Source organism: Halobacillus sp. AWH4_228 (assembly GCF_056158365.1).
Genome location: NZ_JBSWTE010000001.1, coordinates 1,930,492 through 1,949,083 on the forward strand (window position 1 = coordinate 1,930,492; position 18,592 = coordinate 1,949,083).

Annotated in this window: 19 protein-coding genes; 12 read left to right on the forward strand and 7 right to left on the reverse strand. The window is 47.1% G+C overall.

The window, feature by feature from the left end; genetic code table 11:
* Nucleotides 1-14 precede the first annotated feature (14 nt).
* Complete coding sequence (locus ACXADP_RS09720) at nt 15-551, reverse strand: RDD family protein (protein WP_474968758.1); 537 nt, start codon at nt 549-551, stop codon at nt 15-17.
* 12 nt (nt 552-563) lie between these two features.
* Complete coding sequence (sppA, locus tag ACXADP_RS09725) at nt 564-1,565, reverse strand: signal peptide peptidase SppA (protein WP_474968757.1); 1,002 nt, start codon at nt 1,563-1,565, stop codon at nt 564-566.
* A 226-nt stretch (nt 1,566-1,791) separates the two neighbouring features.
* Between sppA and ACXADP_RS09730 the strand changes: the two genes are divergently transcribed.
* Nucleotides 1,792-3,264 carry a UDP-N-acetylmuramoyl-L-alanyl-D-glutamate--2,6-diaminopimelate ligase gene (locus ACXADP_RS09730; protein WP_474971353.1) on the forward strand — a complete coding sequence of 491 codons (1,473 nt, stop codon included), beginning with the start codon at nt 1,792-1,794 and terminating at the stop codon, nt 3,262-3,264.
* Between the two features lie 41 nt (nt 3,265-3,305).
* Here ACXADP_RS09730 and ACXADP_RS09735 read toward each other — a convergent pair whose 3' ends face one another.
* A complete protein-coding gene (locus ACXADP_RS09735; protein WP_474968755.1) occupies nt 3,306-3,527 on the reverse strand; it encodes a hypothetical protein in 222 nt (73 codons plus the stop codon).
* Between the two features lie 174 nt (nt 3,528-3,701).
* On the opposite strand from ACXADP_RS09735, the gene ACXADP_RS09740 reads away from it, so the two are divergent.
* The gene (locus tag ACXADP_RS09740) at nt 3,702-4,814 is read left to right on the forward strand and encodes an NAD(P)/FAD-dependent oxidoreductase (protein WP_474971354.1); all 1,113 of its coding nucleotides are present in this window, start codon (nt 3,702-3,704) and stop codon (nt 4,812-4,814) included.
* Between the two features lie 119 nt (nt 4,815-4,933).
* Here the strand turns inward: ACXADP_RS09740 and ACXADP_RS09745 are convergent, their stop codons facing one another.
* From ACXADP_RS09745 to ACXADP_RS09755, 3 genes are all read right to left on the reverse strand, one after another.
* Complete coding sequence (locus ACXADP_RS09745) at nt 4,934-6,388, reverse strand: MDR family MFS transporter (protein ID WP_474968754.1); 1,455 nt, start codon at nt 6,386-6,388, stop codon at nt 4,934-4,936.
* A 156-nt stretch (nt 6,389-6,544) separates the two neighbouring features.
* Complete coding sequence (locus ACXADP_RS09750) at nt 6,545-7,846, reverse strand: UDP-glucose dehydrogenase family protein (protein WP_474971355.1); 1,302 nt, start codon at nt 7,844-7,846, stop codon at nt 6,545-6,547.
* Nucleotides 7,847-7,861: 15 nt separating this feature from the next.
* Nucleotides 7,862-9,004 carry a glycosyltransferase family 4 protein gene (locus tag ACXADP_RS09755; protein ID WP_474968752.1) on the reverse strand — a complete coding sequence of 381 codons (1,143 nt, stop codon included), beginning with the start codon at nt 9,002-9,004 and terminating at the stop codon, nt 7,862-7,864.
* A gap of 579 nt (nt 9,005-9,583) precedes the next feature.
* On the opposite strand from ACXADP_RS09755, the gene ACXADP_RS09760 reads away from it, so the two are divergent.
* The gene (locus tag ACXADP_RS09760; protein WP_474968751.1) at nt 9,584-9,991 is read left to right on the forward strand and encodes a DinB family protein; all 408 of its coding nucleotides are present in this window, start codon (nt 9,584-9,586) and stop codon (nt 9,989-9,991) included.
* A gap of 15 nt (nt 9,992-10,006) precedes the next feature.
* A complete protein-coding gene (locus ACXADP_RS09765) occupies nt 10,007-11,053 on the forward strand; it encodes a dipeptidase (protein ID WP_474971356.1) in 1,047 nt (348 codons plus the stop codon).
* Between the two features lie 34 nt (nt 11,054-11,087).
* On the opposite strand, the gene ACXADP_RS09770 is transcribed toward ACXADP_RS09765, so the two are convergent.
* Nucleotides 11,088-12,008 (reverse strand): aldo/keto reductase, encoded by a 921-nt coding sequence (locus tag ACXADP_RS09770; protein ID WP_474972305.1) that lies wholly within the window; start codon nt 12,006-12,008, stop codon nt 11,088-11,090.
* A 95-nt stretch (nt 12,009-12,103) separates the two neighbouring features.
* Here ACXADP_RS09770 and ACXADP_RS09775 point away from each other — a divergent pair, with 95 nt between their 5' ends.
* From ACXADP_RS09775 to ACXADP_RS09810, 8 genes are all read left to right on the forward strand, one after another.
* Nucleotides 12,104-12,646, forward strand: coding sequence for an NUDIX hydrolase (locus ACXADP_RS09775; protein ID WP_474968749.1), 543 nt, complete (start codon nt 12,104-12,106; stop codon nt 12,644-12,646).
* A complete protein-coding gene (locus ACXADP_RS09780; RefSeq protein ID WP_474968748.1) occupies nt 12,643-13,803 on the forward strand; it encodes an endonuclease Q family protein in 1,161 nt (386 codons plus the stop codon). Before ACXADP_RS09775 ends, ACXADP_RS09780 begins: the two co-directional genes overlap by 4 nt.
* A 73-nt stretch (nt 13,804-13,876) precedes the next feature.
* Nucleotides 13,877-14,515 carry a stage II sporulation protein M gene (gene spoIIM / locus ACXADP_RS09785; protein ID WP_474968747.1) on the forward strand — a complete coding sequence of 213 codons (639 nt, stop codon included), beginning with the start codon at nt 13,877-13,879 and terminating at the stop codon, nt 14,513-14,515.
* 117 nt (nt 14,516-14,632) lie between these two features.
* Nucleotides 14,633-15,109 (forward strand): ferric iron uptake transcriptional regulator, encoded by a 477-nt coding sequence (fur, locus tag ACXADP_RS09790; RefSeq protein WP_027954489.1) that lies wholly within the window; start codon nt 14,633-14,635, stop codon nt 15,107-15,109.
* A 220-nt stretch (nt 15,110-15,329) separates the two neighbouring features.
* Nucleotides 15,330-15,548, forward strand: coding sequence for a DUF4227 family protein (locus tag ACXADP_RS09795; protein WP_084163029.1), 219 nt, complete (start codon nt 15,330-15,332; stop codon nt 15,546-15,548).
* 7 nt (nt 15,549-15,555) lie between these two features.
* Nucleotides 15,556-16,443, forward strand: a complete 888-nt coding sequence (xerD, locus tag ACXADP_RS09800; RefSeq protein ID WP_474968746.1) for a site-specific tyrosine recombinase XerD — start codon at nt 15,556-15,558, stop codon at nt 16,441-16,443.
* 96 nt (nt 16,444-16,539) lie between these two features.
* A complete protein-coding gene (gene deoB, locus ACXADP_RS09805) occupies nt 16,540-17,718 on the forward strand; it encodes a phosphopentomutase (protein WP_474968745.1) in 1,179 nt (392 codons plus the stop codon).
* 14 nt (nt 17,719-17,732) lie between these two features.
* Complete coding sequence (locus ACXADP_RS09810; RefSeq protein ID WP_474968744.1) at nt 17,733-18,554, forward strand: purine-nucleoside phosphorylase; 822 nt, start codon at nt 17,733-17,735, stop codon at nt 18,552-18,554.
* Nucleotides 18,555-18,592: the final 38 nt, after the last annotated feature.

Sequence of the window (18,592 nt, forward strand, 5' to 3'; positions counted from 1 at the left end):
GAGCAGGCTTTTCATTACCGGTTGTCTTCTTCGATTTGATCGTTCAATTTTGTAAATCGGTTTTTAATGACAGAAGTATCAGCAAATAAATCATGGATGCCCTGGTGGCGTTTTGTGAAGGCCACGACAAGATAGGGAAGTCCTCCGAGGGCCATGCTGATATAACGTCCGATGCACTCCCGGAAGATAATCTGACCATTACTCATCCTGCTGCGTGTCAGAGACACAACGGATAGACCGAACACCATCTTCCCGAGTGATGCCTGGAAAAACTTGGTCATCAGAATGAAGTACAGGAAGAAAATCAAGGACGTCATGATATTTTCTGCACTGAACAAAGGGATCCACATTTGCGCATCCTCCAGGTTAACGAGGCGCAGCAGTGGTTTTGTTACGATGGAATTCACACTCCAGATGACGAGAAGGTCGATGAGATAGGCAAAAAAGCGGGGGATAAATCCCGCAAAAATGACTCTCTGTATATCATCCTTCTGCTGAAGGACTAAAGTGGATAATGGGTGACTGGGTTGTTCAAATTCTGTAGTTTCCATCTTTACTCCTCCTTATTCTGTGTACATGTACATCAATGTGGGACCTTGACGCTCACTGATCAGCTGTTCAATATAACGGATCTCACTGTCTGGCATCAAGCTCTGCGCCATTGGGAAATCAAACAAAGATGTGATTGTATTCTTGTATTCAAACACCTGTGGGTCTCCACCGATTTCTTCTTTTAAAGCAGCAAGGGTATCTTCGCGGAAGCCGATCTGGTCAACAAGTCCGTTTTCAGCTGCCTGCTTACCGGAATAAATTCTTCCATCAGCCAGTTCCTTCACACGGCTTTCAGACATATCTCTTCCTTCAGAAATAACGTCAACGAACTGTTGATAGGATTCATCAACCAAGGTCTGGAGAATTTCCCTGTCAGCCTCCGTCATTTCTTTTGTGGGACTCATAATATCCTTGAACTCGCCACTTTTGATCGTGTTGAATTTGACGCCGTACTCATTAGCGAGCTCCTGATAATTCACACTCTGCATAATGACACCAAGGGAGCCGGTGAACGTGTCGTTGGAAGCATAAATTTGATCAGCGGGCGCAGAAACGTAATACCCGCCGGAAGCAGCCGTGTTCCCCATGGACACATAGATCATTTTGTCTTCTTCTTTAATCTCAATCAGTTTATCATGGATTTCTGCACTCTCATAAACACCGCCGCCCGGCGAGTTCACATATAAGTGCACACCTTTGATGGTTGGATCATTTTTGATCTGCTCGAGTTTTTTCATGAAACGGTCATGCTGATAGCCTCCACCGCTGAACGGATTGGTGTTGGAACCTGGACTGTCCATAATCGCTCCCTCAAGGTTGATTTCTACGATGCGGTTGGATCCAGACCCTTTCTCCACCACTTTTTCTTCCAGCTTTTCACTGGAGGAGAAAAGGGACATCGTGCCGTTCTTTTCCTCATCTTCCTGTGATAAAAATGCTCCAGCCGCCTGGACGGCAATCGCTACGATCAGCAGGGCACCGGCAATGACTGCCGCGGTAATTCTTTTTGTCATATGTACTCTCCTTTCAATCTCTTCCATAGTATACATGTTCATCGAATTTCTATCGACAATTACTATACGGATCGGGGAAGGGGATGGTTTCAAATTTTCCTGATGAACCAGGATTTAGGGGATGACATTAAAATTCAATAACATCATGAAAATATTTGTACGTGAAAGCCTGAATTGTTTTAAAATAAGGGCTGTACATGAATGTCGCAGTAAAGGAGACGTCCTCGTGAAAATCAAGAAGGTATTCGAACTGTTAAACATAGACCCCCAGCCCTTTACAACACTTGGGCTGGAAAAAGACATAACAGGAATTACAGATGATTCAAGACAGGTGAGCCCTGGTCAAATATTTACAGCGGTAGAAGGTCATGAGGCAGATGGCCATGATTATATATACGAAGCCTGCCGTAATGGAGCCGCAATCATTGTAGGAAGCAAAAAGCCGGAAAATATCCCCGTACCATTTTTGTACGTCGAACAACCGAGAAGAGCGCTGGGGATACTGGCAGCGGCTTTTTATCAATATCCCGCACGAAGCAAAACGATAATAGGAGTGACGGGGACCAATGGAAAGACGACCATTACACATCTGCTTCATCATCTTCTGGAGTCCAGCGGTTTTTCCTGCGGACGCTTTGGAACGGTAGGGAATTATATGAATGGGAAATCCGTGGAAGGGTTCCAGACGACCCCCGGCGTGGTGGACCTTCATAAATGGTTGTATGAAAGCAGGGACGATGTGGTCGTGATGGAGGTCTCCTCCCATGGGCTGGACCAGCATCGCCTGGAGGGGGTGTCCTTTGATATCACGCTATTTACTAATCTTCAGCAGGATCACTTGGATTACCATCCATCAATGGAAGATTATTTTAAGGCGAAGTCCAAACTCTTCTTTATGATGAAGGAAAGGGGACAGGCCATCATTCATGTGGATGACCCGTGGGGGGACAGACTCTCAAGTCTGCTTAAAGACGAAGGACTTGCGGTTACCTCTATAGGTGAAAATGCCGCTTGTGATATCCGAATTGATGAGGTCAATGACGAAGGAGTCCGCGTCTTTGAAGATGGAAACTCTTTTTATTATCCAACCCCCATTACAGGTATCTACAACAGCTATAACACGCTTCAGGCTTGTACAGCTGCTGCTTGTTTAGGAGTTTCAAAAGGGAAAATGGTCGATGCTTTAGAATCGTTCCCAGGTATTCCTGGTCGCTTTGAGCAGTATTCCACGCCGAATGGTGTGCATGTGATCATCGACTATGCTCATACAGCAGACAGTATTCGTCACATCCTTCAAACCGCTGCCCGGCAGTATGACGGCAATATTACTCATGTATTTGGATTCAGAGGGAATCGGGATGAATCCAAGCGGCCGTCTATGCTGCAAGCTTCGGCAGAGTGGAGTGACGGCTATATCCTGACCCTTGATGATTTGAACGCGGTGGCTTATGAAGAAATGACGGCCACCCTCTATAAACTACATGAAGAAGAAGGCCGGTCTCACGGGCGGATCATTCCTGATAGAACCTCAGCCATAAAAACGGCCGTCGAGGGTGGCGGGGAAGGAGACGTCATTGTAATCACCGGCAAAGGTCATGAAACATACAAGCAGTCCTATCAACGTCCGTTTACTTCGGACCGTGAGACAGTACTGAACCTGCGTAACGAAATAAAGACCGATGTTCATCAGTATCAATAAAGGATTATCCCGGAAACGTCCAGCAGCTGCTGGACGTTTTTTTACTTATGGTTTCTCTTAGGGCTGGATGTCCCGGGGGTACGGTTGATTTTTTTCCATTTCAATCCATTGGCGATGATTCCGATCACACCGGTAATGATAAACATCCATGCCGTCCATACCGCCATATCTTCCAGCTGGCTTGTTAACATCCGGCTTGCTCCCGCAAAAGCAAGGAAAAAACTTGCAATCAAGGCAATTCCTGTTTTTAATTGTTCATTCATGAGCGGATTCACTCCTTTTTGGAACTACTCATCCATCCTATCATATTTTGACGGGCGTCAAAGAACCAGTCTCTGCAGTGGGAGGTGTATTGAAAATAGTGGCGCTCCCTATCTTTCCAGACATTTTTGCTTTAAACTATCATAAGAAAATGAATGAAAATGTAGGTGTATAGAATGAATTATATCATTGTAGGAGCTGGGATACTGGGAGCTTCCACAGCTTACCATTTAGCTTCCAAAGGAGAAAAAGTGGCGATTGTAGACCGTGGGGAAGGTGGACAGGCTACACGGAATGCGGCTGGGATCATCTGTCCATGGCTGACAAACCGGACGAGTAAGGACTGGTACCAGCTCGCTGTCAACGGCGCGGGATATTACCCTGAACTGGTGGAGCATCTTAAGGAAGCCGGTATTTCTGATCCGGGTTATAAAAGGGTGGGCGCACTCAATATATTCGATACCGAAGAAAAGCTTGACCGGAAAGCCGCTTATGCAGAAATGCGGAAAATGGAAACGCCGGAAATGGGGGAGATATCGAAGCTGTCTCCAAAAGAAACAAGGGAGATGTTTCCACCTCTTGCGGAACATTACCGCTCTCTTCACCTCTCGGGGTCGGGGAGAGTAAATGGCAGCCGTGTCACCGAATCTCTTTTGAAAGCGGCCGAGAGGAAAGGAGCAGAAGTTATCTATGGGAACGCCTCTTTGCGTACATATAAAGGGGAAATACAAGGTGTCGACATTGATGGTGTGCCGCAGCATTCCGATCAAATGATCCTTACGAATGGATCCTGGATGCGGGAATTGTTTGCGCCTTCTGCCCTGAGCCCGCGGGTGACCTTCGAGAAAGCGCAGATCATCCACCTTCATCTGACCGGGTATGCAACGGAGCACTGGCCGGTCCTCCTGCCGCCTTTCAGCCACTATATGCTTGGTTTTGAAGAAGGGAAACTTGTTGTCGGAGCGACGAAAGAAAAAATTCATGAGCATGATTCACGGGTTACAGCTGGTGGCATTCATCAACTGCTGGAAAAAGCTCTTCGCACAGCGCCGGGGTTGAAGGAAGCTGCCTATGTAGAAACGAAGGTAGGGTTCAGACCTTTCACTCCTGGATCGCTCCCTGTCTTCGGGCGGCTGCCTAATCAGCCGCATATCCTTGCTGCCAACGGTTTGGGGGCATCGGGGCTGACGAGTGGACCCTATGTCGGCGCCCAGCTGGCTGCACTTGCAGCAGGGGAGGATACGTCCATGGACGTCAGTCCTTATACTACAGATCGTTTATTTAAGTAAGAGCCTGTGATTTAGTCTATTTGAACATCGATTCAGAACCATGTCCGGATACTTTCTATGAAAAAAGCGTGTAGAAAAACATGAAGTTTCTCTACACGCTTTTTTTATTTGGAATGCCCCTATGACGTGTGAAGGGAAGCTTCTTCTTTGTCCGTTTCCGGTGCAGGAGAAGCTGCTTCTGCTTCATCAGGCGGGTGGGTCTTTTTCACAAAAAATGCAAGCACAATTCCCACAATAGATAAGGCTGTAATGACCATGAAGGCCGTGTTCACTCCAAAAATCGCAGGATGATCAATGGCGGGATCACCTCCAGCTGATTGGGTTGTTGATGTCATAATCGTTACAAGGACGGCTGTGCCAACAGATGCAGCCACCATCCGCATAGTATTGCTCATCGCAGTCCCGTGCGGAATCAACCGGTTAGGCAGCTGGTTCAATCCTGCCGTTGTCACAGGCATCATAACCATGGAGAGACCGAACATCCGAATGGCATACAGGACTGTAATGGTCGTGAATGTTGTCTGGATATCCAGGAACGAAAAGGCAGCTGTGGCACCGGTGAGGATGATCAGTCCACAGACCGCCAGCAGCCGGGCACCGATTTTGTCAAAAATCCTTCCTGTTATCGGAGACATGAATGCTGTAATAACGGCACCCGGAAGCAGGGCCAGTCCGGATTCGAAGGCTGTAAATTCACGCATGTCCTGCATGTAAAGAGGGATCAAGGTTTCCGATCCGATTAAGCCTAAAAAGGCAATCATGGCAATTCCGGTCGTTATTGAAAAAACAGGATAGCGGAACACACGGAATTCCAGCATCGGATGCTCCATTTTCAACTGCCTTGTTATGAATAAAGCGAGGGCAGCTGAGCTTCCGGCGAGCACGGCTAGTGTCAATGGCGAAGACCATCCGGCGTTTCCTGCCAGTGTAAAGCCATACAAAAGTCCTCCAAATCCTGCTGAAGACAGGATGATGGATAAGGGATCGACCGTTGGATAGGTCAGTTTTGTTACATTTTTCAATATGAAATACGCAACAATGATGATAAGAATGGGCAGCGGGAGAATAAGCCAGAATAAAAATCTCCAGCTGAATTCAGAAGTGATCCACCCTGACAAGGCGGGGCCGATGGCCGGTGCAAAAGAAATGACCAGTCCAATGTAACCCATGGCCGTGCCGCGCCGTTCGACAGGGAAGATCATTAAGAAAACAGTCTGCATCAATGGCAGCATCACACCTGCTCCCATGGACTGGACCACCCGGCCGAATAAGAGCATAGGAAAGTTTGGGGCAATCCCTCCGAGGATGGTCCCTACTGTGAAAATTCCCATGGCACTTAAAAATAGCTGCCTGGTGGAAAAACGCTCAATTAAAAAGGCGGTCACTGGTATCATGACGCCGTTGACAAGCATGAATACGGTTGTCAGCCACTGGGCCGAGTTGGCGGACACGTTCATTTCATCCATAATCGGTGGGATGGCTGTGATCATCAGCGTCTGATTTAATATGGTTATAAACGATCCTGCAAGCAGTAAAGCTGCCATCAGGATTCGGTTGGGGGTCTGTTCAGACACATTCCTTCCTCCTTTTTCAACTTACTAAACGTCCATTATACGCCGTGTTCTTCACCGGGAAAAACATTCTGCTCTAATAGGTGACGGATATATTGTTATGTAAACAAAGAGGGGGATATGAAAAAAGCCCTCAGTTCTTTGCTGAAGGCTTCCTTGCTATATTCCTTTATACACAGGCCGGCCGACAGAGGAGTAATAAAGAGGCAGATGTAAAGCTTGTTTAATTTCGTAACAATTTCTTCCATCAAAAATATTGGCCTCCTTCATCAGAGAAGGATAACAGGCTGGAGGGAAGTCGACGATTTCTTTCCATTCTGTACAGATGACGGCCAAATCAGCACCTGTCAATGCTTCTTCCATCGATTCTGCCAGAGGAATCTGCCATATCCGTTTCCTGCTTTTACTGATAAGAGGATCATATCCAATGACCATTGCTCCTTCCGAGGTAAGAAGATTAATGACCTCCCGGGCGGGGGAAAGACGCAGGTCATCTGTATTGGGCTTGAACGTTAAACCAAGCACAGCGGCTTTTTTTCCTTCTATAGAGCCAAACCGGTCAAGGATCTTTTGTAAGAAAGCCCCCGGCTGTTTTCGATTGACTTCATTGATAGAGGAAAGCAGGGGGACGGGCAGTTTTTTCTGCTCGGCTGAATAAAGCAGAGCGGCTGTATCTTTAGGAAAACAAGAGCCGCCGTAACCGATACCGGCCCTTAGGAAACTTTCACCGATCCGTTTATCCATCCCCATTCCTGCAGCCACCATCGTGATGTCGGCTCCTTCAGCTTCACATAAGGACGCCATCTCATTGATAAAGCTGATTTTGGCTGCCAGAAAGGCATTGGATGAATATTTGATCATTTCTGCTGTCTGTGGATCTGTATGAAGCACCGGGGCAGGGAGACTCTCGTAAATATGCTCAACGAAGGCAGCGGCATAAGGATCGGTTGAACCGATAACAATACGATCACTGTAAAAGAAATCGTTGACGGCGGAGCCCTCTCTTAAAAATTCGGGGTTGGAAACTACTTGGACGGATCGGCCGGTCGTTCGGTCCAGCCGAACTTTAATATCTGCATGAGTACCGGCAGGAACTGTACTTTTGATGATGAGGACCGAATGGCTTTGAAGAAATGGAGCTATATCGCGGACAGCGGTATGCATGTACGATAAATCGGCACCCCCGTCTGCGCGCGAAGGTGTCCCGACAGCAATGAAAACCGCTTCTGCATGCTGGACAGCTTCTTCCGGACTTGTCGTATAGGAAAGGCTGCCGGCGGCTGTACATGTTTCGTGAAGCTCCTGTAATCCCGGCTCGAAAAGAGGGAGGTGTCCCCGGCTGATCTGTTCAATTTTAGATTCATCAACATCCATACAAGTGACATGGTGTCCGCGGGAAGCCAGGCAGATTCCTGTAACCAGTCCCACATACCCTGTTCCAATGACAGCCAGCTTATTCACATCATCATCTCCTTTTTACGCATGAGACAGCACCGGTACTTCTTCCACGATGGTTTGATACTCCTGCAGCAATCCATAGAACACAGCATCCCAAGAACGGGTTAAGGCATAGGCTCTGGCTTTTTCGCTCATGGCCTTCAGTAAAAGCGGATCCTGCAGCAGGTGTGTGACTGCTGAAACGAAACTGGAAGGGTCATCTGGTGTACAGGTCCACCCTGTTTTCCTGTGCTGGACGATTTCCTTGACGCCCCCGGAATCTGCTACAACGGCCGGCGTTCCAGATGCCAGGGCCTCCAGCACGACATTTCCGAATGTCTCCGTCGCAGAGGGGAAGACGAGCAGAGCGGATTCTGCATAGATCCGGCTCAAATCCATGCCACTTTTGTAACCGGTAAAGGTCATGTTGGCCGGTGCTTCCTGTTGAAGTGTTTGATATAAAGGCCCTTCTCCGACTATCATCCAATGAATATACGGATGCCATTCTGAAGGGAGGGCGGCAGCTGTTTTCATGAGAATGTCCAGTCCCTTCTCGGGAGCCAGCCGGCCGACATACGTTAAGATGAATGGTTCAGTGACCCCGAATGTGTCTCGCAGGTAAGTAGACTGTGGCTGTGGGTGGAAATGATCACTGTCGACGCCTCTTGACCAGATGCACACATTGGACAATCCTTTCTTAAGCAGCTCGTCCCTCGTCTCTATGGACGGGACGAAAATCCGTTTGAAAGGCTTGTGAAACCACCGCATATACTTCCAGATCAGCGGGGTTAAACAGGACATTTTGTAAAAGTCCAGGTACTTGTGAAAATGTGTATGGTACGACCCGACCAAAGGGATGTTCAATTTCCGGGCATAATGATGCCCTGTCAACCCCATATTGAACGGTGTCGCAACGTGAATGATGTCTGGTTTGAACTGTTCCAGTTCCGTTCGGATATGGGATAGACGGGGGAGGGCCAGCCGGCATTCCGGGTATAACCAGAAAGGAAGACTCTTAAAGCGGTGGATGTTCTCATTATAATCACAGGTTTCAAGGGGATTCGGGGCGAATAGGCGGTAGGACGTCTGCTTGGTTTCCAGGAAATCTGTCCATTTCTTCAGCGTTTTGGCAACCCCATTGATTTGAGGTGCGTAGGTATCGGTGAAAATGGCGACTTTCATGATTATCCCCCTCCATGTTTTTCACGCATGTCTACTGGTATTTATTTATTCGCCTGAAAAAATGATTATGCGGAGGAGGCGGATATCCAAGTGAACTTTACACAGCGTTCATAATGTGCATTTGGAAACAGCAAAAAACCTGCCTGGGCAGGTTTGAACATACGTATAGGAGGATGGTTGTCGGTTTCCGCTGCTTTTCCGGGGCATGGGTAAAGTAGAAAGATTTATGCGGATTTTTTAGAGATGGACTGCTGGCTTACTGCTTTTAAGAGAATCATTTTGTCCTTGTTTGTCAAACGCGTCCAAATACCAACTTTGATTTTCATTGGTTTTCCTCCTCAGGGGTTTGAATGGATTTGGTGACAAGTGGCGAACGGAGAGAACCGATTTGTTAGTACTTAGCATATACCGTCATTTCAACGGTTTTAAACCACAAAAATATCTACATAATTCGATGGATGTTTCTGTAATAGAGAGGTAAACACATAGTTTTGTCGAATGAACAGGCAGAGGAAAAGAAAAGTTCTGTTATTCTAGCTGATTCATGAACATTTTGTAAAAAAGAAATGAGGTCTGATCTTGATTATTTATGAATTTCAGTCTGAGGAAGGGGGAAATTCTATTGGAGCTCTCCTCCTTCATACGGCTGCTGTAGAATATGTCCATCAGGTGATCAGTTTTGAACAGCGAGACCTGAATGAAGAGGAGGAACAGCGGTGGGGAGATGCCCTGATGCTCGGAAGAGGAGCGGCGGAGTCCATCCATTCGGCCCCCGTTTCCTTTTATATTAAACAATTGAAAGACGTCCGCCGCAGGACAATGGAAAGGCTCAAAGAGAAAGAGGATGAGTGGCTTTATGAACCAAGGACATGGCCGAACGGTGTCGTCCGTAATCCCTGCTGTCTCTGGTTTCATGTGATGGAAGATGAAATCAATCACAGAGGTCAAATCCGCGCGCTGGTAAGAAAAAACAAATCCATTAATTAGGAAAGGGAAATACATATGCTTCGATTTATTGACGGACATCACGATACGCTGTTGGAACTGAATGATGGATCTGACGCTTTCTTTACGGGACTCCCATCTGCTCATCTGGACTTTACCCGTGGAAGAAAAGCAGGTTTTGCGGCCGGGTTCTTTGCGGTTTTTGCTCCCAATCCAAAATCAGATCCTGATCCCAGCATTGTCCATACTCAGGCAGGTTATATGAAATCTCTGCCTCCAAGACTTTCAAGGGAATATGCGCTCGCTGCTGCTGCCAGGTCAATGACCCGTTTTTTCCAATTGGAAGAATTGTCAAAGGGAACCTTCAAAACGATACGGACGATAACAGATTTGAAGAAAGCCGTAGACGGGGAATGGATGGGAGGGATTCTCCACATGGAAGGCGCAGAGGCCATCGATAAAGATCTTGATTTGCTATATGTGTTTTACAAAGCAGGGCTTCGGTCCATCGGGCCCGTCTGGAGCAGGTCGAATCCATTTGGGGAGGGCGTCCCTTACGGGTATCCCTCTTCTCCTGATACCGGCCCGGGGCTGACACCTGAAGGGAAAGAACTCGTTCGAAAGTGCAGTGAACTGGGTATCATGGTTGATCTTTCTCATTTAAATGAGCAGGGATTCTGGGATGTGGCAGCGATTTCCGATAAACCCTTAGTGGCTACACATGCCAACGTTCACAGGATCTGCCCGGTATCAAGGAACCTAACAGATCCTCAAATCGATAAGATAGGGCAGTCCGGTGGTCTGATAGGGGTGACGTACAGCATTGATCCGAATATGGTAACCCCCCGTGCTGAAGGGGATCCTGAGGCTTCCCTGGAGGATATTGCTGATCATATCGATTATGTCAGAAACCGGATTGGTGTAGACCATGTTGCCTTAGGGTCAGATTTTGACGGTACGATGGTGCCGGATGCTATGAAGGATGTCACAGGGGTTCCCATGCTTTTAAGTGTGCTTGAGCGAAGAGGGTGGAAAAAGAACGAACTGGAGCAGCTGACTAATAAAAACTGGGTCAGGGTGCTGGAGCAGACCTGGAAAGAATAAAAAGAGCCTCCGGGCAGATCCCGGAGGCTCTTATTTAAGAACGATGTTTTTGATAAGTAAGAGGTTTTGTTAACGACTGGATCTTCCTGTACGTTTCATCTGTTAGAGCAGGAGCGGTTCTGTATGTCAGGCTGTCAGCCAATTGGTCCGTCGTCCGGGCGCCAAAAACGGCGGAGGCCACTGCAGGGTGGTGGAGGACATACTGAAGGGCGAGCGCTTCTGCGTTTTTATCTGAATCTGTTAAGGATGGCCACTCTTCAGCGATGGCCAGCACTTCATCCCTGCTGTATTCCAGATACCCGTCTTCTGCTTTCGACGCTGCTTTTTCAGGCCCCTGGCTTGAAAGCATACCTTTGGCTAATGGACCGCGGGCCAATACACTGATGTTATGGTCAGAAAGATAGTCGAGAAGCTCCTCCGGGCGCCTGTCCAAGGCATTGTACTGCATCATTATGCTTACGATGTTCGATTTTTCCACGTATTGTTTAATCACATTCGGGCGGATGGATGATATTCCGTAGGCGCGCACCAATCCTTCGTCCACGAGTTCATCAAAAGCCTGGATACTTTCATCTACAGGGTCCTCAATCGTGCCCCCGTGAAGTTGATATAAATCGATATAATCCACACCGAGCCGTTTCAGACTGCTCTTCACCCCTTCTTTGATGTGTTTTTTAGAAGGGTCCCAGGTCCAGCCTTCTTCCCCGGGGGTGAATTTATTACCGACCTTTGAACCAATGATCACGTCATCTCGGCGTCCTTTAACGGCCTGACCTACGATTTCTTCATTTTGTCCATAGTCGTACAAGTCAGCGGTGTCCAGATAATTAATGCCGGAGTCCAGAGCCTCGTGGACGATGTCTTCTGCTTTAGCGTAGTCGGTTCCCAGGGACATGCACCCCAGCCCGATATCTGATACGTATAAATCTGAATTTCCAAGGCGTCGTTTCTTCATAGAATCATCCTTTCCTGTATAGTTTATCGTAATATTCATTGTAGACGCTACTCCTGTGATAGAATGGCGGTAGATAATCAGAGAGGATGAAATCGATGAAAAAATTTGAAGAGAAAACCTACCAGACCGAAACCATATATACAGGTAAAATTGTCCAGCTTGACGTAGACAGTGTTACTTTACCCGATGGGCATACATCTAAACGGGAGCTCATCAGACATCCGGGAGCGGTGGCGGTTATCGCGACGACCCAGGAAGGGAAACTCGTCCTTGTGGAACAGTATCGAAAAGCGATGGAGAAAAGTATCGTTGAAATTCCTGCCGGCAAGCTGGAACCGGGAGAGGAACCGAAAACATGTGCCATGAGAGAGCTTGAGGAGGAAACCGGTTATACAACCGAAGATTTGGAACTGGTCACATCCTTCTACACATCCCCGGGTTTTGCAGATGAGCTCGTCTATGTTTATTTCACGGATCAAATCAAGCCGATGGATATCCAGCCGGACGGGGATGAAGACGAATTTGTAGAAGTGATGGAACTGACTCTGGACGAAGCGGTCCAGCTGGAGAAGGACCAGCGAATCCATGATGCGAAAACAGCCTACGCCCTCCTATATCTGCAGTTGAAGCAGAAATGAAGGATTACTTCGCAGATTTACATATCCATATCGGGCGCGACTGGAACGGTGGTCCTGTGAAAATTACCGGATCCAAGAAGCTGACCCTTACGAACGTGGTTGAAGAAGCTTCCCATTCCAAAGGACTGGATATGGTAGGGGTTATTGATGCCCAGTCTCCTGCTGTCCAGGATGAAATTCAATCTCATATAACGAACGGTCAGGCAAAGGAGCTTCAGGATGGCGGTATTCAATACAAGCATACGGTTTTGATTCTTGGAGCAGAGATTGAAGTATATGATGCTTCCTGTTCAGGTCCTGTGCATCTGCTCTGTTATTTTCCGTATTTGAGGGATATGGTTCGTTTTTCAAGCTGGCTTTCCAACAAAATGAAAAACATCTCCCTGAGCTCCCAGCGTTTCTATGGTACAGCCCGGGAGCTCCAGTCGTATGTCAGGGAGCACGGAGGACTCTTTATCCCGGCCCATATTTTCACCCCTTTCAAAAGCCTTTATGGCAGGGGAGTGCGGACGTCATTAATAGAAGTATTGGACAGTACCGCCATTGATGCTGTTGAACTTGGGTTGAGTGCGGATACGGAGATGGCTTCGCATATCTTTGAACTTCAGCCTTATACGTATGTAACCAATTCAGACGCCCATTCTACGGCCAACATGGCCAGGGAATACCAAACCATTCAGATGGAAACCCCTTCATTTGAAGAGCTGCGTCTGGCTCTGCACAATCTTAGAGGAAGGAAAGTGAAGGTCAACTATGGTATGAATCCGAGAATGGGCAAATACTTTCAGACGGTATGTGCCGCCTGTCTGCAGCAACAGTCTGACAATCAGGAAAGACGCTGTCCTTCCTGCGGGAAAGGAAAATGGATCAAAGGGGTGTCCGATCGAATCCGTGAGTTGTCAGACAAGCGTCAGGAGCGGGAAAGGCCGCCATATATTCCACAGGTGCCTCTCCATACCCTTCCAGGAATCGGCCCGAAAACCTATCAAAAGCTGATAGAAGCGTTTCAAAATGAGATGAATATCATTCATCACACAGCCGAACAGGACCTGGCCGGTATCCTGCCCGAACCGACCATTGAAAAAATGATCGATATGAGGCAGGGGCGGCTTTCTATCTCCAAAGGCGGGGGAGGGAAGTACGGGAGGATCCACTAGCTTTTTCAGGTCTACTTTTTCATTTTTTCTCATAGATTGGTCATAGACCAGGTAGGAGAAAGGATGAGGGATAATGCACCAGGGCATGCGGATGGTTAAAAATGATGTACAGTCGCATATGAATATTTTCGTATTCATTTTTGTGTTGTTTCTTATGGGAATCATTTTCGGGGCTGTCATCGTAAACAGTATGAACTTTGTACAAAAACAAGATCTCTTTTTCTATTTGAAGCAGTTTTTTGAGCAGCAGGCTTCGTCTCCTGGAACGGGAAAAGCTGTTTTATGGAAGGACAGTGTGCTTTACCATGTAAAGTATATGCTGCTGTTGTTTCTGCTGGGCATTTCCGTCATCGGTATGCCTGTCATTACTGTGCTGCTATTCATTAAAGGACTGGTGCTCGGCTTTTCCGTCGGCTTTCTTGTCAACCAGATGGGATGGTACGGTCTGCTGATTTCCACCGTTTCCATAGCACCCCAGAATTTGATTATCATTCCCGTTTACCTGATCGCCGGCTCTCTTGCCTTGATATTCTCACTTACCCTCTGTAAGCAGCTTTTTATAAGAAGGGTGCACCAGCCTCTTATGAAGGGGTTCGTCCGGTACAGTGGATTGTTCGGCGCATTGATGGCTGTGCTGATGGTATCTTCCGTGATTGAGGTTTTTATTTCAAATTCTATTTTGGAACTGGTTTTAAAGTGGCTTTACGAATGAATAAATCCGCCGCCAGATAATAACGATTATCATTAACAGATTAAAATGATTATAATTTGACACTCGTTCTGTCTCTGATTATAATGAGAATGGTAAGACGAGGGAGGGACGAACGATATGGAACATCGTATAGAAAAGATAAAGAAGCAGCTGCATTCCCAAAGTTATAAGCTTACACCACAGCGGGAAGCAACTGTACGGGTTTTACTGGAAAACGAAGAAGATCATTTAAGTGCGGAAGATGTTTACCTCCTCGTAAAAGAGAAAGCACCTGAAATTGGTCTTGCTACCGTATATCGTACACTTGAACTTTTATCAGAATTGAAAGTTGTCGACAAAATCAATTTTGGAGACGGCGTTTCCCGTTATGATCTTAGAAAAGAAGGGGCCGAACATTTCCACCACCATCTCGTCTGCATCGAATGTGGATCCGTGGAGGAAATCGAGGAAGACCTTCTACTTGATGTTGAAAAAATAGTTGAAAGTCAGTGGGGGTTTGAAGTGAAGGATCACCGTTTGACCTTTCACGGCATCTGCCGGGTCTGTCAAAAGCAGGCGGTCGCTGCTTCATCTGCGGAAGAAAATAAAAAATGAACGCCGGAGGCCGCTATGCAGAATCATAGTGGCTTTTTTTATAGAGGGACCGGGCAGATGTTAAGCATCTGCTCGTTTTTATTTACAAATGAAGAAAAATCGTGTACGTTAATGCTAGATGGACTTGTGTTCTAGATACGGATGCTTTCACCTCCGCTGCGTATATTTTGAGCTGTTTCCGGCATATCCTTGAATAAAGGACAGCGGTGGGGGTGATGGAGTGGGCCGGCTTCGGCATAGTTTAAGAGATTTAGTCAAAGTCCTCTTAGTTTTTACTGTCTGCACGTTCGTCTTTTACATGGCATTGAGAATGGTTCATGGAGAATACGAAAGGCAGCATCGATATGATCCTCCAGGGGGATCAGCCGTAAAGGTGTCCAGTTCTCAAGATTCTGATTGGGCCGATCGTCTATCGATATTTTTTCGATTAGGAGAGTAGGTGGAAGATGCAGTATGCTCTTGAAGATTTTTATCACTATTTAACGGTGGAGCGCGGACTTTCACCCAACACAATACAATCCTATAAAAGGGATCTTACGCAGTACACGGCGTTTATGCAGGAAAAAGAACAGATTAAATCGTGGGATGTGGTGACGAGGGCCCATATTATGAAATACCTCCACCACTTGAATGATCAAGGGAGATCTCCGGCTACGACGGCACGTTTTCTGTCTTCCATCCGTCTTTTTCATCAGTTTTTGATCAGGGAGAAAAAGACAGAGCATGACCCGAGCCTACATATAGAAACACCGAAAAAGGAACGCCGGCTTCCTAAAGTTCTTTCTTCGGATGACGTGGATAAACTCTTGAACATCCATGCCAGGGATCCTCTTTCCTCAAGGAATAAAGCCATGTTTGAAATGCTTTATGCCACAGGGCTCCGTGTAACGGAACTGGTGTCTCTGAAGGTCAGTGATCTCCATTTGACGATGGGATTTGTCCGCTGCCTTGGCAAAGGATCCAAAGAACGGATCATTCCTCTAGGGGATATGGCGAAAGAAGCCGTGGAAAATTATTTGGATACAGGCCGTGGTGCGCTGGTCAAACAGAAAAACACGGAAGAATTATTTGTGAATCATCATGGGAATAAGCTGTCCAGGCAAGGATTTTGGAAGATTCTGAAAGCGGTTGCTCGAGAGATGGGGGTGGAGAAAGAACTGACTCCACATACGCTCCGCCATTCGTTTGCCACTCATCTGCTTGAGAACGGAGCGGATTTAAGAGCAGTACAGGAAATGCTGGGACATGCAGATATTTCCACGACACAGATTTACACACACGTCTCAAAAACAAGGTTGAAAGATGTTTACCGCTCGTATCATCCGCGAGCGTAAACTTTTTTTGCTTTACAGATGTCTGACATCCTACATCTATGGAAAAAGGGTAGTTTCAGACGAATTTGGGAAATTAAAAAACAGGAGGGATCGTTGATGAATTCATTTAAACGCGTATTTTTGGTTGTGATGGACTCCGTAGGGATCGGGGAAGCCCCGGATGCAGGAAAGTTTGGTGATCAAGGAGCAGATACACTCGGACATATCGCCGCCCACATGAACGGCTTGAATATGCCGCATATGGGAGAGCTTGGATTGAGCAACATCAGAAGGATTCAGGGAATTGAACAAGCTTCTGCACCTAAGGCGCATTATACGACTATGGTGGAGGCTTCCAATGGGAAGGATACGATGACCGGTCACTGGGAGATTATGGGTCTTTACATCGACCAGCCGTTCCGCACCTTCCCCGATGGTTTTCCTGACGAACTGCTGGATCAAATCAAGGCAAAGACAGGTAGAGGCATCGTAGGAAATAAGCCGGCCTCAGGAACAGAAATCATTAAAGAGCTTGGCGGACACCATATGGAAACCGGCGATTTAATTATTTATACTTCGGCTGATTCTGTTCTTCAGATTGCTGCCCATGAAGATGTCGTTCCACCCGAAGAACTGTTTGAGATCTGTGAATTCTGCAGGGAGATTACCAAGGATGAGAAATATATGGTCGGCCGCGTCATTGCCCGGCCGTTTGTTGGCGAGCCCGGCGCATTTGAACGTACATCCAACCGTCATGATTATGCTTTGAAACCATTTGGTCGCACAGTCATGAACGAAATGGCAGATGCAGGTCTTGATGTTGTAGCTCTTGGTAAAATTTCCGACATCTATGATGGAGAAGGTGTGACAGAAGCGGTTCGAACGAAGGACAATATGGACGGAATGGACCAGTTAGTGAAATCCATGGATAAAGACTTCCGTGGCATGAGCTTTTTGAACCTGGTTGATTTTGATGCCAAGTACGGCCACCGCCGTGATCCTCAAGGATATGGGGAAGCTTTGGAAGCTTATGATGAGCGCCTTCCCGAAGTATTGGAAAAGATGGAAGACGATGATTTGTTAATCATTACGGCTGATCACGGCAATGACCCGGTCCACCATGGTACAGATCACACGCGTGAACTTGTTCCCCTTGTCGTTTACCATAAAGGAATTGATGTAGGGAAAGAACTGGAGCAGCGCCGGACGTTCGCAGATATCGGGGCCACCATTTCCGATAACTTCGACATTCAAATGCCTGAGCATGGGCAGAGTTTCTTAAAGGATATCCAATAGGGAGGGGTATGATCATGAATCAAACGCAAGTAAAAGAAGCATCTCAATTTATTAAACAGCAGCTCACCGGACAGCCGGGGGTAGGCTTGATTTTAGGATCCGGCCTGGGGGTTTTAGCGGAAGAAATCCAAAACCCTACAGCCATCCCTTATTCCGAAATTCCTCATTTTCCGGAATCAACGGTTTCGGGTCATAAAGGACAGCTCGTCATCGGAGAGCTTGAAGGACAGCAGGTCATTGCTATGCAGGGCCGCTTCCACTATTACGAAGGCTATACGATGAAGCAGGTTACCTTCCCGGTACGCGTGATGAAAGAGCTCGGGGTTGACACTCTATTTGTCACAAACGCTGCCGGCGGCATCAATACTTCCTTTGAGCCTGGGAACTTGATGGTGATTACCGATCATATCAATAACATGGGGGACAGCCCGTTGATCGGACCAAATGATGATGAACTGGGAGCCCGTTTCCCGGACATGTCTGAAGCTTATGACCGTGAATTGGTTGTTCATGCAGAAAAGGCGGCGGAGAAGTTAAACCTTGGCATCCAAAAAGGTGTGTATGTGGGCAACACGGGTCCTGCCTATGAAACGGGAGCGGAGATCCGCATGCTCCGTACGCTTGGTGGAGACGCTGTAGGTATGTCCACGGTACCTGAGGTCATGGTGGCCAACCACGCAGGGATGAAAGTTCTTGGTATTTCCTGTATCTCCAATATGGCTGCTGGTATTCTTGACCAGCCGCTCACCCATGATGAAGTGATTGAAACAACAGCACAGGTTCGTGAAGATTTTCTCGGGTTTGTTAAGGAACTGCTCCGTACACTTTCTGTTTGACGTGTTTGAAATGAAGCAGCTAAGGTGGTGGCTCTTCA

Coding starts and splice junctions, on each gene's coding strand:
- ACXADP_RS09810 (WP_474968744.1), top strand. CDS start 17,733: ATGAATCAAACGCAAGTAAAAGAAGCATCTCAATTTATTAAACAGCAG.
- xerD (WP_474968746.1), top strand. CDS start 15,556: ATGCAGTATGCTCTTGAAGATTTTTATCACTATTTAACGGTGGAGCGC.
- spoIIM (WP_474968747.1), top strand. CDS start 13,877: ATGCACCAGGGCATGCGGATGGTTAAAAATGATGTACAGTCGCATATG.
- deoB (WP_474968745.1), top strand. CDS start 16,540: ATGAATTCATTTAAACGCGTATTTTTGGTTGTGATGGACTCCGTAGGG.
- ACXADP_RS09765 (WP_474971356.1), top strand. CDS start 10,007: ATGCTTCGATTTATTGACGGACATCACGATACGCTGTTGGAACTGAAT.
- ACXADP_RS09775 (WP_474968749.1), top strand. CDS start 12,104: ATGAAAAAATTTGAAGAGAAAACCTACCAGACCGAAACCATATATACA.
- fur (WP_027954489.1), top strand. CDS start 14,633: ATGGAACATCGTATAGAAAAGATAAAGAAGCAGCTGCATTCCCAAAGT.
- ACXADP_RS09755 (WP_474968752.1), bottom strand. CDS start 9,004: ATGAAAGTCGCCATTTTCACCGATACCTACGCACCTCAAATCAATGGG.
- sppA (WP_474968757.1), bottom strand. CDS start 1,565: ATGACAAAAAGAATTACCGCGGCAGTCATTGCCGGTGCCCTGCTGATC.
- ACXADP_RS09720 (WP_474968758.1), bottom strand. CDS start 551: ATGGAAACTACAGAATTTGAACAACCCAGTCACCCATTATCCACTTTA.
- ACXADP_RS09770 (WP_474972305.1), bottom strand. CDS start 12,008: ATGAAGAAACGACGCCTTGGAAATTCAGATTTATACGTATCAGATATC.
- ACXADP_RS09735 (WP_474968755.1), bottom strand. CDS start 3,527: ATGAATGAACAATTAAAAACAGGAATTGCCTTGATTGCAAGTTTTTTC.
- ACXADP_RS09780 (WP_474968748.1), top strand. CDS start 12,643: ATGAAGGATTACTTCGCAGATTTACATATCCATATCGGGCGCGACTGG.
- ACXADP_RS09740 (WP_474971354.1), top strand. CDS start 3,702: ATGAATTATATCATTGTAGGAGCTGGGATACTGGGAGCTTCCACAGCT.